This window comes from Tardiphaga sp. 42S5, from assembly GCF_034044155.1.
Lineage (GTDB): Bacteria > Pseudomonadota > Alphaproteobacteria > Rhizobiales > Xanthobacteraceae > Tardiphaga > Tardiphaga robiniae.
Genome location: NZ_CP139027.1, coordinates 5672724 through 5685273 on the forward strand (window position 1 = coordinate 5672724; position 12550 = coordinate 5685273).

Consider the following 12550-nt stretch of genomic DNA (forward strand, 5'->3'; position numbering starts at 1 on the left):
CCGCCCGCAGGGCACCCATCGCCTCAGCAACCCCCAATCAGACCTGCCGTCAGGTCGTCGTGAGACGAACGCATGATCAATTCAGCCCTTATGAACGTGATGGTGAAAGCCGCGCGCCGCGCCGGCCGTAGCCTGAAGCGCGACCTCGGCGAGATCGAGAACCTGCAGGTCTCCATGAAGGGCCCCGCAAATTTCGTCAGCCTCGCCGACAAGCGGGCCGAAGAGATGCTCTATATGGACCTCAACAAGGCCCGCCCGGGCTATGGCTTCCTCGGTGAGGAGGGTGGCAACCGTGACGGTACCGACAAGAGCCATACCTGGATCGTCGACCCGCTCGATGGCACCACCAACTTCCTGCACGGCATCCCGCAATTCGCAGTCTCGATCGGTCTGGCGCGCGAAGGTCAGGTGATTGCCGGCCTGATCTACAATCCGGCCAATGACGAACTCTATATGGCCGAGAAGGGCTCGGGCGCGTTCCTCAACGACACCCGCCTGCGCGTCGCCGGCCGCAAGCAGCTCAACGAATGCGTCATCGCCTGCGGCCTGCCGCATATCGGCCGCGGCGACTTCGAATTGTCACGCAACGAAATGGCCGCGTTGCAGCCGAAGGTCGCCGGCCTGCGCCGCTTCGGCGCGGCTTCGCTCGATCTGGCCTTCGTCGCAGCCGGTCGCCTCGATGGCTATTGGGAGCGCAACCTGCAGCCTTGGGACATCGCTGCCGGCCTGATCCTGATCAAGGAAGCCGGCGGTACTGTTGGCGATATCAATGGCGGTGATGTGCTGACGACCGGCAACGTCGTTGCCGGCAACGAGTTCGTCCACGGCGCTCTCACGAAGATCCTGCGGCCGCTGACAAAGTAAACAACAGCGCTGTCATTCCGGTGCGCGGGCGCACCTGCGCGCGCGAACCCGGAATCTCGACATGGCTGAACACATCGGGATTCCGGGTTCGCCTGCCAGCGGCTTCGCCGCTGTCCTGCGCCCCGGAATGACGAGTGTAGCTCGCCCTCGATTCTTTAAGAATGCGAGGGCGAAACCGCGGGCTCTTCGCCTGACTTTGCCTCTTCCGTCTTCGGCGCCTTGTCCGGCGAGAACAGCCGCTGCACCGACACGAAGAACACCGGCACCATCAGCAGCGCTAGGATCACCACCGCGATCATGCCGCCGGTCACCGACGTACCAAGCGCCTGCTGGCTGGCACCGCCGGCGCCCGATGCAACGACCATTGGCAACACACCGCAGATAAAGGCGAGACCGGTCATCACAATCGGGCGGAAGCGCAGGAAGCACGCTTCCATCGTGGCATCCACGAGTGACTTGCCCTGCGCGCGCAGGTCCTTGGCGAATTCGATAATCAGAATCGCGTTCTTGGCCGCGAGACCGATGATCGTAATCAGACCCACCGTGAAATACACGTCATTCGGCAGGCCTCGCAAATTCGCCGCCAGCACGGCGCCAACGATGCCGAGCGGCACCGTCATCAGCACGGCTACCGGGATCGTCCAGCTCTCATAAAGCGCTGCGAGCACCAGGAACACCACCAGCGCCGACAGCGCGAGCAGGAACGGCGCCTGCGAGCCCGATAGCTTCTCCTGCAGCGACTGGCCGGTCCATTCGAAGCCGAAACCGCGCGGCAACAGGCCAGCCAGACGCTCCATCTCCTTGATCGCATCACCCGAGGTGAAACCGGGCCGTGCCTCGCCGGAGATTCGCACCGCCGGATAGAAGTTGAAGCCAGCGATCTGGGTCGGACCCTTCGCCCATTCCACAGTGGCAAAGGACGAGAACGGCACCAGCTGTCCGCGACTGTTCTTGACGTTGTAGTTCAGGATGTCGGCCGCATTCATCCGGTTGGCGGCCTCGGACTGCACTACGACGCGCTGCATGCGGCCCCGGTTGGGAAAGTCGTTGATGTAGTTCGAACCGAGATTAGTGGAGATTGTACTGTTGATGTCCTCGAAGGTGACGCCGAAGGCGCCGGCCTTTTCGCGGTCGATCATCAGATTGACCAATGGCGCCGGCGGCAGGCCTTCGACGAACACCTTCTGCAACACCGGGCTGGCATTGGCGTCAGCAATCAGCTTGTCGGATGCAGCATTAAGCGCGACGAACCCCTTCTGGCCGCGGTCCTGGAGGCGGAAGCTGAAGCCTGAAGAGTTGCCGAGGTTATCGATCGGCGGCGGTTGCAAAGCGGAGATCTTGGCGTCGCGGATCGACGACAATTCCCGATTGATATCGTTGACAAGCGCCGCGGCGGAATCGCCGGGCGGGCGTTCAGCCCAGTCCTTCAGGGTGATAAAGGCCTGCGCGGTGTTCATGCCCTGCCCGAGGAAGCTGAAGCCGGTGAGGAACACGACGCTCTCGATACCGGAACGCTTCTTCAGATATTCCTCGACCTTTTCGATGGCACTTTCAGTGCGGGCGAACGAGGAGTCCGACGGCGTCTGCACGTCAGTGGTGATGAAACCCTGATCGTCGATAGGCAGAAAGCCGCCGGGCATCCGCATGAAGCCCCAGGTCAGTCCCACCAGCAACGCGACGTAGACGATCAGCAAGCGTCCGGTGCGCTGGATCGACCAGCCCACTGTCCTTGAATAGCCATCGCGGGTGGCATCGAGCTTGCGATTGAACCAGCCGAACACGCCCTTCTTGGCATGGCCGTGTCCTTCCTTGATCGGCTTCAGGAAGGTTGCGCAAAGCGCCGGCGTCAGCGACAGCGCCAGCAGCGCGGAGAACGCGATCGAGGCGACCATGGTGACCGAGAACTGGCGGTAGATGATGCCCACCGAGCCGGGGAAGAACGCCATCGGCACGAACACGCCGATCATCACCAGCGTGACACCGATGATGGCGCCGGAGATCTGGCCCATCGCCTTCTTGGTGGCTTCCTTCGGCGGAAGCCCCTCCTCGCTCATGATGCGCTCGACGTTCTCGACCACGACGATGGCATCGTCGACGAGGATGCCGACAGCCAGCACCATGCCGAACATGGTCAGCATGTTGATCGAATAGCCGACCAACAACAGCATCGTGCAGGTGCCGAGCAGCGCGATGGGCACGACGATGGTCGGGATCAGCGTGTAGCGGAAATTCTGCAGGAAGATGAACATCACGATGAAGACGAGGACAACCGCCTCGATCAGCGTCATCACCACCTTCATGATCGATGCTTTCACCACCGGCGTGACATTGTACGGAATGTCGTAAGCGATGTTAGCAGGGAAGAAGTTCGACAGCTCCTTCATCTTGGCTTCGATGGCGGACGCCGTCGCCAGCGCGTTGCCCTTCGGGGACATCAACACCGACAGGCCTGCCGTCGGCTGGCCGTTCAGGCGCGTGGTGAATTGGTAGCTGAGGCCGCCGATCTCGATACGGGCGACGTCGCGCAGCCGCACGGTCGAGCCATCGGAATTGGCGCGTAGCACAATGGCGCCGAATTCTTCCGGCGTGGAGAGCTGGCCTTTGACGAGCACCAACGACGACGTCTTGGTGGTCGCTGTCGACGGCTCGGCACCGACGCTGCCGGAGGCAACCTGGGCGTTCTGCGCCGTGATGGCCTTGTTCACGTCGTCGGAGGTCAGATTGTAGCCAACGAGTTTGGCGGGATCGACCCAGACCCGCAGCGAGCGCTCGGTGGAATACAGCGAGGCACGGCCGACGCCCGGAATACGACGAATTTCACCGAGGATGTTACGGATCATGAAGTCGCCGAGGCCGACTTCATCGAGGCTGTTATCGGTGGAGCGCAGCGTGATGATGTTCAGCACCGCCGCAGAGGCTTCCTCGACCAGGATGCCCTGCTGGATCACGGCACGCGGCAGACGCGCTTCCACGCGCTTCAGGCGGTTCTGCACTTCGACCGACGCCTGGCTGGTATCGGTGCCGGGCTGGAAGTTTGCGATGATTTCGACGGCACCCAGCGAATCGCTCGTCGATTCGAAGTTCAGGATGCCCGCAGCGCCGTTGAGTTCCTCTTCAATCAGCCGCGTCACGCTGTTGTAGAGATTCTCTGGCGACGCGCCCGGATAGCTGGTCGAGATCGAAATCGATGGCGGCGCGATGATCGGATACTGCGCAATCGGCAGCTGCGGAATCGCGATGGCGCCGAAAAGACAAATGAAAAGCGCGACGACCCAGGCAAAAATCGGCCTGTCGATGAAAAAACTAGCCATGTCGATTTACTCAGGGACGCGCTTGAGTGGTTTTCTGCCCCTCAGGCGGAAGGCCCGCAGTGGCATTCGCATCAGTCCAGGCGGTCGCCTTGACCTTGTCGCCTGCAGCAAATTTCTGGAAGCCCTCGACGACAACACGCTCGCCGCCCTTCAGGCCTTCAGTCACGAACCACTGACCGTCCTGCACAGCACCCGTTCGTACCATCTGGACCGCGACATGGCCGTCATCCTTGACGACGAACACTTCGGCGCCGCCACCGCCATTGCGCTGGACTGCCTGCTGCGGAACGGCAATGGCGTCGGTGTCGATACCCTGCTCAATCTGCACGCGGACATACATGCCCGGTAACAGCTCACGCTTCGGGTTCGGAAATTCGCCGCGCAGCGTCACCTGGCCCGTGAAGGTGTCGACCTTGGCTTCGGAGAACAGCAGCTTGCCCGGCAGCGAATAGAGCGTGCCGTCGTCAAGCATCAGTCTCACCTTGGCCGCGCCAGGCGCGATCCGCTCGAGATCGCCGGTCTCAAACGAGCGGCGCAAGTTATTCAGTTCGGACACCGACTGCGTGAAATCGGCATAGATCGGATCGAGCTGCTGAATGGTGGCGAGATTCGTATTGTCGTTCTGCGCAAGCAGGGCACCTTCGGTCACCAGAGCGGCTCCGACAATGCCGTCGATCGGCGCGCGGATGGTTGCATAGTCCAGATTGAGGCGCGCACGCGCGACGTCGGCTTTCTTGGATGCAATCTCGGCTTCAGCCTGACGCTGCGCACCGACTGCTTTCTCGGCTTCCGCTTCGGAGACTGCTTTCTGCAGTGCAAGACCCGACACGCGCTTGGCCTGCATCGACGCGAGGTCATAGGCAGCTTCCGCCTTATGAAGCGACGCCTTTGCGGACTGCAACTCCACCTCGAACGGCTTCGGATCGATGCGATACAACGTGTCACCCGCCTTCACCTCGGTGCCCTGATGAAACGCGCGCTCGATGATAATGCCCGACACACGCGAGCGCACATCGGCAACGCGCGTCGGCGCGATACGTCCAGGCAATTCGCGAACCAGTGCACGTCGCTGTTGCGTGACGGAAATGATGCTGACTTCAGGCTCACTCACCTGCGGCGGCGCTGACGCCACCGCATCCTTGGGTTCGTTGCATCCTGCGAGCACGGGCGCTAGTCCCGCCAGCAGAAGCGCGAAGCCTGCAGAGCGTGCGTTCAACATCGTCATTTACTTTGATATCCCAGGTTGCGAATTCGAACATGCATCAACGGATACGCCGGACCTCTGTGGTCTTCATGCGCGTAGCCGGATTTATCGAACTTCTTTGATAGCCTAGAATAAAAACCGCGGTGCTGCGGCGCAATACATATCGAGGCGGCGCATTGCCACACGGCCTATCGTATTGAACTCACAAAGGCTTTCGAGGCTCACGCGAACGTGAATCGGATGGAACCAGCTCACGTTTAGTTAACGGCGGCCATTCGATAGTGGCTCACGCCCCCATTCGCTTCCATCCGCATAGACAAACAAGCCTGCGTTCGCAGAAAGAACCAGCGCCAGCGCCGCATCCATATGCGGTATTGCGTCCATAGACCGGACGCAGGATGCGTTCGATCTCGTCGCGATGGCGATCGATTGTCGAGCCAGTCATTCGCCATGCGCGCGTAGCGCGTGCCGCTCCAGCGCCACTCCCTCTCCACAAACGGCTCAACAAAAAGGTCTTTTCTAAATACGCGGCAGATCGCGCCGGGTCTCAACTGGAAGTTCCCGGTGACATCGCTGATTCCGGCGGTATCCGATCTTTTTTTGTCGCGGGGCTGTGCCATATTGCGCGTCGAACCTTTCCTCGCATGCAGATGATCAGCACATGGCGCCTGGCTCCTCCTCCCGCTCCGCGATGGAAATCGAACTGACCAAGCTCTCATCGCCCCGGATCTTCCTGGTCCGAATGCTGGTGTTTCTGGTGCTCTGCGGTCTGATCATGACCGTGCTCTACAAGCAGATAGTTCTCGCTTTCTTTGCCAATCCCGGGCTCAACGCGCTGATCGGCGCGGTATTGGCGATCGGCATTATCCTGTCGTTCCGACAGGTCATCCGGCTCTATCCGGAAGTCTCGTGGGTCAACAGCTTTCGGATTTCCGATCCTGGCCTAGCGCTGGACCGACGCCCGACCCTGCTGGCGCCGATGGCTGCGATCCTCGGCGGCGAGCGTACCGGCCGTATGACCATTTCGCAGCAGACCATGCGGCATCTGCTCGATTCGATCGCGACGCGCCTCGACGAATCCCGCGACATCTCGCGCTATATGACCGGCCTCCTCGTATTTCTCGGGCTGCTCGGCACCTTCTGGGGCCTGATCGAGACCGTTGGCTCCGTCGGCAAGGTGATCGAAGGCCTCAAGGTCGGCGGCGATGCCGGCTCGCTGTTCGACACGCTGAAGGAAGGCCTCGCCGCGCCGCTCGCCGGCATGGGCATCTCGTTCTCGTCATCGCTGTTCGGCCTCGCCGGCTCGCTGATCCTCGGCTTCCTCGACCTGCAATCCAGCCAGGCGCAGAATCGGTTCTATACAGATCTGGAAGACTGGCTCGCCTCCACTGTGAAGGAATATTCCGGCGAGACGGCCCCCGTTATCTCATCTGGCACCCCGGCCGAGTTGCAGGATGCCATCGAGCGCCTGCGTCGCTCCATCGAGGACGGCAACAACAACCGCGGCACCACGACCGCCATGGCCAATCTCGCCGATGCGATCCAGAGCCTTGTGGCGCATATGCGCAGCGAGCAGGAGATGATCCGCGAATGGGCCGATGGCCAGGGCGAGCAGAGCCGCGAGATCAAGAAGCTGCTGGAACACATCGCTCGCCAACCTGAGAAGAACTGATCCATGGCATTGGCACGCAATCGCCGCGGCTCTTCCGAATTCAATTACTGGCCGGGCTTCGTCGATGCGCTGTCGACGCTGGTGCTCGCAATCGTCTTCCTGCTGTCGATCTTCCTCGTCGTGCAATTCTATCTGTCGCAAGAAGTCACCGGCAAGGACAAGGCGCTGGAGCAACTCACCGCCAAACTGGCTCAGCTGAACGATCTGCTGTCGCTGGAGAAGCTCGGCAAACTCAATCTCGACGAACAGCTATCTCAGATGCGCGCCGGGCTGTCCGCTGCGGAATCTGAGCGCGACCGGATCAAGGGCCTGTATGACGGCCTCGCCGGTGCGGGCTCCGATGCCGCAGGCCGCAACACCGAGCTCAACAAGGCGCTGGATTCCGAGAAGCAGCTTTCGGCCCGCGCGCTGGCGCAGGTCGAGGTGCTGAACCAGCAAATCTCGGCGCTGCGCCGCCAGCTCGCGGCACTCGAAGAAGCGCTGGAAGCGTCCGAGAAACGAGACAAGGAATCGCAGGGACGCATCGTGGATCTCGGCCAGCGCCTCAACGTCGCACTTGCGCAGCGCGTTCAGGAGCTGTCGCGCTATCGCTCCGAATTCTTCGGACGCCTGCGCGCCATTCTCGGCAACCGCCCTGACATTCGCGTTGTTGGCGATCGCTTCGTGTTCCAGTCCGAAGTATTCTTCGATGTCGGCCAAGCGGCTTTGCTTCCCGAAGGCCGTGCCGAACTGGACAAGGTCGCCAGTGCCCTGATCGAACTCGACAAGCAAATTCCATCCGAGATCGCCTGGGTGATGCGCGTCGACGGCCATACCGACTCGCGGCCGATCCTCAACAGCCCGCTGTTCAAATCGAACTGGGAACTGTCATCGGCGCGTGCAATCTCGGTGGTGCAGTATCTGATCTCGCTCGGCGTGCCCGCACAGCGCCTCGTCGCCGCCGGCTTCGCCGAAAACCAGCCGCTGGATACGGCGCAGACCGAAGAAGCGTACAAGCGCAACCGCCGCATCGAACTCAAGCTTACCGAGCGCTAAGGGCATGCCTAAGGCATTCGAATTGCGTCCCTATCGCGAGAGCGATGAAGACGCGTCCATTACCTTGTGGCTGGAGACATGGCGGCAGGCCTATCCGTCGATTAATTTCGACGCCCGCGTGGACTGGTGGCGCAACCGATGGCGCACCGAACTGGTACCCGTAGCGCAGATCGTGGTTGCGGAGCAGAACGGCGCACTGGTCGGCTTCGTCACCATCGACGGCACGGGTTATCTCGATCAGTTGGTGGTCAGCCCCGCTCAATGGGGATCCGATGTCAGCCGCACGCTGGTCGATGAAACCAAACGACTATCGCCCACCGGCGTGACGCTGAAGGTCAATGCCGACAATATCCGCGCAATCAAATTCTATATGCGTAACGGCTTTGTCAAAATCGGCGACGAGGTGAACACGTCAGGCCGTGCCGTCGACCTGATGGAATGGAAGCCGTAGCAAGCTCCCCATCGTCGACACTCACACCCCGAACTGCAGCCGCGCCAATCGTGCATAAAGCCCGTTCGCCGCAACCAGTGAGGCGTGCGTGCCCTGCTCGACGATGCGGCCATGATCCATGACGAGGATGCGATCGCAGGACAGCACGGTGGCGAGGCGATGGGCGATAACCAGCGTGGTGCGGTGCTTCATCAGCTCTTCCAGAGCAGTCTGCACCAGCGTCTCGGATTCGGCATCGAGTGCAGACGTTGCTTCATCGAGCAGCAGCAACGGTGCGTCGCGCAGGATGGCGCGCGCGATGGCGATGCGCTGACGCTGGCCGCCCGAGAGCGTGACGCCCCGTTCGCCGAGTTGCGCCTCGAATCCGTCAGGCAGGCGGCGGATGAATTCGGTGGCATGCGCCAGTGATGCCGCGTGCTCGACTTCAGCGTCCGTCGCATCGGGACGACCGAAGCGGATATTCTCGCGGGCAGTTGTTGCGAAAACCACAGAGTCCTGCGGCACCAGCGCGATACGCTTGCGGAGCTCACGCGGATCGGCGTCGCGGATCGGCACGCCATCAACCGAGATGGCGCCTCCCTTGGGATCGTAGAAGCGCAGCAGCAGATGAAACAGCGTGCTCTTGCCGGCGCCGGACGGGCCAACGATGGCGACCTTCTCGCCGGCTTTCACCGACAATGACACACCGGCCGCGGACAGGATCTCCGGACGCGTCGGATAGGCAAAGGAGACGTTGTCGAACACGACGTCGCCGCGTGCGGGCTGCGGCAATGCCCGCGGCGATGCCGGGGCCACCACGGCGGACTTCACGTTCAGAATTTCGAACAGTCGTTCCGCCGCGCCCGACGCCGCCGAAATCTCGCCCCAGACTTCGCTGAGCTGGCCGAGGCTGGACGCGGCAAAAGCCGCATACAGCACGAACTGGCCGAGCCGACCCGGCGTCAACGAGCCCGTCAGAACATCGTGCGAGCCGACCCAGAGAATGCCCACGACACTGGAGAACACAATGAAGATGATAACCGCGGTCAGCACAGCGCGCGCGCGCGTGGAGCCGCGCGCAGCGTCATAGGCCTGCTCGACCTCCTTGCCGAAGCGCGCATTCGCCAACTGCTCGTTGGTATAGGCCTGCACGGTACGGATCGAGCCAACGAGTTCGCCGGCATAGGCCGAGGCTTCCGCCAGCGTATCCTGCGCGTTGCGCGACAGACGGCGCACCCAGCGGCCGAAGGCCACCAGCGGGATCACGATCAGCGGGATCGCCGCAAGAACGAAGCCGGAGAGCTTGGGGCTTGAGACCACCATCATGGCTGCCGCGCCGAGAAACAGCACGAGGTTGCGCAACGCGATGGATACGGACGCGCCGACCGCTGACTTGATCTGCGTAGTATCGGCCGTGAGCCGTGACACCAGTTCGCCGGAGCGTGACGTATCGAAGAAGGACGGCGACAGCGCGGTGAGATGCTGGAACACATCGCGGCGCAGATCGGCGACGATGCGCTCGCCGATAGTCATGACGAGGTAGTAACGGGCCGCGCTGGCCAGCGCGAGCACGACCACCACAGCGATCATGACGCTGAAATAGTTGTTGATCATCGCGATGCCTTCGGGGCTGAAGCCGAAGTCGATCATCCGCCGTGCCGCCACAGGGACGACGAGCGTGGTCACAGCCGCAACGGTCAACGACACCAGCGCCAGCAGGGCCCGGCCGCGATACCGCGCCACATAGGGCGCCAACGCCAAGAGCGGCCGCAATTTGGCTCGGCTGGGTGGTACCTGGGGCTCCACAACGGTATCCGCCAGCGACGGCTCCGGAAGCACCGGATCGGGCTGCGGAAGCGTCGGCTTGGCCGCGCGGGGGATCTCAAGCCGTTCGACTGCACTCATGATTTATAACCGTTCTTGTCGTTGCCCTGAGATAGGCCGGAGCGGGCCCCGAGGCAAATGACCTAGGTCAATTGCATGGGCAATGATCCACGACGGGAGTCCTTGTCTCCCGCACGTTCCTGCGATATAGAGCGGCCAAATCCGCCATCGAAATCACAGAGATTCAGGCGCCGGCGCGCCGAAGGAACCGTCATGAAAGCCGAAATTCACCCGGATTATCATAACATTACGGTCGTTATGACCGATGGTACGGAGTATCAGACCCGTTCCACCTGGGGCAAGGAAGGCGACAAGCTGAACCTCGACATCGATCCGAGGTCGCACCCAGCCTGGACCGGTGGCACCACCCAGCTTCTCGACCGCGGTGGCCGCGTGTCGCGCTTCCAGAAGAAGTTCTCGGGCTTCCTCAAGAAGGAAGATTGATCTTCACAAGGAAGATCGGCCTTTCAGGCTTATCCGATTGCCTTTCAAAACGCCTCTGCAGCCAGCAGGGGCGTTTTTCGTTACTGGCCGACATTGCCACGGCGGTACCTTAAAACCGCCTCCGTTGCCCTCCCAATAAGGTGCGCCACATCACCTTGCGCGGGGGCGCAACGAGACCATGCCGACCAATACCGGGCACCACCGCAAGAAGCCGCGTCAGGCGCGCTCCGTTGCGACCGTGGGAATCATTCTGGACGCCGCTGCCATCGTGCTCGTCGATGAAGGATACGACCGGGCCACCACGAACCGGATTGCGGAGCGCGCCGGGGTCAGCATCGGATCGCTCTATCAATATTTTCCAAACCGGGACGCGCTGTTCGGGGCCCTCCATGGCCGGACGGAAGCCCAAATGTCCGAAAATATCTGGCAGACCATTTCAGAATTCGAAGGGTTGGATCTGCGCGGGTTCGTCCGTTCCGGCCTGAACACAGCAATCAGCCAGCACGCACGCATCCTGCCGCTGCTGAGAGTCTTGATGGAGACCGCCTCCGGCCGTCCCCCTGTTCAGTGGCCATTCGACCGCTTTCCGCAGCGGCAAGGCCTCTTGCGTGGCATGTTTGACAGCCATGCCGACGAGCTACGCCCTGGCTTCAATCGCGAGGCCGGCAGCTTCTTCATTCCGAGAATGGTCGGCTCAGCACTCGATGCGGCGATCGCATTCCGTCCGGATGCCTTCGCCAATGGCGAGCTGGAACAGGAGCTGGATACGATGTTGTCGTACTATCTGATCGGGGAGCGCTAGAAGCGTGAGCTAGCGTGTGCCGTATTGGCCGCGCTGTGCTATCGCACGCCGACGTCAAACGAATAGGCCACGCCGACGCCGTAGGTGACCTGATTGGTCGACCCACGGAATTTCACCAGCGGACTGTCGGCGATGCTGCCGAGCAGCTTGTCATATTCGACATAGCCGCGCACTTCCCATTGCGGATCGAGCTTGTAGCGCAATTGCGCGCCCGCACCGACCGAACTCGAACCGCCCTTGGCGTCGTAAACCGGCAAACCTGACGCAAGCGCCTCGATATTGTTGACGCTGAAGTAAGTCTCCGCATATTTCGCATCCGTCACCCGGTAGCGTGGGCCGGCAGCAAAGGTCATCCGCTCGTTGATCGGCACAATCACGTCAGCCGAGAAATCCGCGACGATACCTTCGTGACCACCGAGACCGCGGCGCAGTTCGGAGCGCAGGCGAAGCCAGTCGAAGGCGTAGTATTCGGCGAAACCACCGAGTTCGACCGCGAAATCGACGTCCCTCAGGCCACGCAGCTCGCTGTGATCGGCGGCCTTACGCGCTGCTTTATAGTTGCCAACGGGACCGGCGCGAAAGCCGCCCACGTCGATCAGGGCGAAGCTTGCATTGTCGCGCATGCTCTTGAAGCGGGCCGGCGTGCCGGCACGGCGAATCGAGATGATCGGCTTTGGCGCAAGTTCAGAACTCCCGGCGCCTTCATAGGATGGCTGCATCTCGCCGCCGATCCCGACGGTCACGGTCCAGCCACCGGAAGCCGAGGGCACGAAGGGCACCGATGGCAGCATCACCACTGGATCAGCCGCCACTGCAACGGCCGGACACGCCAACATACCAATGAGACCGAACAGACGGGGAGACAAAGACATCAGATTCCTACTTGGATCGGCGCGGAGTTTTC

Annotated in this window: 10 protein-coding genes and 1 pseudogene; 6 read left to right on the top strand and 5 right to left on the bottom strand. The window is 61.7% G+C overall.

Features of this window, described 5'->3' with window-relative positions; all coding sequences use genetic code 11:
* Positions 1 to 72 precede the first annotated feature (72 nt).
* Complete coding sequence (locus tag SFY93_RS26445; protein WP_320445195.1) at positions 73 to 864, top strand: inositol monophosphatase family protein; 792 nt, start codon at positions 73 to 75, stop codon at positions 862 to 864.
* A 155-nt stretch (positions 865 to 1019) separates the two neighbouring features.
* Here SFY93_RS26445 and SFY93_RS26450 read toward each other — a convergent pair whose 3' ends face one another.
* The 3 genes and pseudogenes from SFY93_RS26450 to SFY93_RS26460 all read right to left on the bottom strand — a co-directional run.
* Positions 1020 to 4175 (bottom strand): multidrug efflux RND transporter permease subunit, encoded by a 3156-nt coding sequence (locus SFY93_RS26450; RefSeq protein WP_320445196.1) that lies wholly within the window; start codon positions 4173 to 4175, stop codon positions 1020 to 1022.
* Between the two features lie 10 nt (positions 4176 to 4185).
* Positions 4186 to 5400 carry an efflux RND transporter periplasmic adaptor subunit gene (locus tag SFY93_RS26455; protein WP_089265398.1) on the bottom strand — a complete coding sequence of 405 codons (1215 nt, stop codon included), beginning with the start codon at positions 5398 to 5400 and terminating at the stop codon, positions 4186 to 4188.
* Positions 5401 to 5636: 236 nt separating this feature from the next.
* Positions 5637 to 5873: pseudogene (locus SFY93_RS26460) on the bottom strand (class I SAM-dependent methyltransferase); the annotation flags it as partial.
* 167 nt (positions 5874 to 6040) lie between these two features.
* On the opposite strand from SFY93_RS26460, the gene SFY93_RS26465 reads away from it, so the two are divergent.
* From SFY93_RS26465 to SFY93_RS26475, 3 genes are read left to right on the top strand one after another with little or no spacing between them, the layout of a single operon-like run.
* The gene (locus SFY93_RS26465; protein ID WP_068735144.1) at positions 6041 to 7051 is read left to right on the top strand and encodes a flagellar motor protein MotA; all 1011 of its coding nucleotides are present in this window, start codon (positions 6041 to 6043) and stop codon (positions 7049 to 7051) included.
* 3 nt (positions 7052 to 7054) lie between these two features.
* Entirely contained in the window at positions 7055 to 8086 is a 1032-nt protein-coding gene (locus SFY93_RS26470) for a peptidoglycan -binding protein (protein ID WP_116662601.1), read from the top strand.
* Between the two features lie 4 nt (positions 8087 to 8090).
* Positions 8091 to 8537, top strand: a complete 447-nt coding sequence (locus SFY93_RS26475; protein WP_320445197.1) for a GNAT family N-acetyltransferase — start codon at positions 8091 to 8093, stop codon at positions 8535 to 8537.
* A gap of 21 nt (positions 8538 to 8558) precedes the next feature.
* Here SFY93_RS26475 and SFY93_RS26480 read toward each other — a convergent pair whose 3' ends face one another.
* The gene (locus tag SFY93_RS26480) at positions 8559 to 10421 is read right to left on the bottom strand and encodes an ABC transporter ATP-binding protein/permease (RefSeq protein WP_320445198.1); all 1863 of its coding nucleotides are present in this window, start codon (positions 10419 to 10421) and stop codon (positions 8559 to 8561) included.
* Between the two features lie 192 nt (positions 10422 to 10613).
* Between SFY93_RS26480 and rpmE the strand changes: the two genes are divergently transcribed.
* Together rpmE and SFY93_RS26490 are read left to right on the top strand one after the other, a co-directional pair.
* On the top strand, positions 10614 to 10844 hold the full coding sequence (gene rpmE, locus SFY93_RS26485) for a 50S ribosomal protein L31 (protein WP_089265403.1): 231 nt from the start codon (positions 10614 to 10616) through the stop codon (positions 10842 to 10844).
* A 178-nt stretch (positions 10845 to 11022) separates the two neighbouring features.
* On the top strand, positions 11023 to 11646 hold the full coding sequence (locus tag SFY93_RS26490; protein WP_320445199.1) for a TetR/AcrR family transcriptional regulator: 624 nt from the start codon (positions 11023 to 11025) through the stop codon (positions 11644 to 11646).
* Between the two features lie 38 nt (positions 11647 to 11684).
* On the opposite strand, the gene SFY93_RS26495 is transcribed toward SFY93_RS26490, so the two are convergent.
* The gene (locus tag SFY93_RS26495; protein WP_320445200.1) at positions 11685 to 12518 is read right to left on the bottom strand and encodes a MipA/OmpV family protein; all 834 of its coding nucleotides are present in this window, start codon (positions 12516 to 12518) and stop codon (positions 11685 to 11687) included.
* Positions 12519 to 12550: the final 32 nt, after the last annotated feature.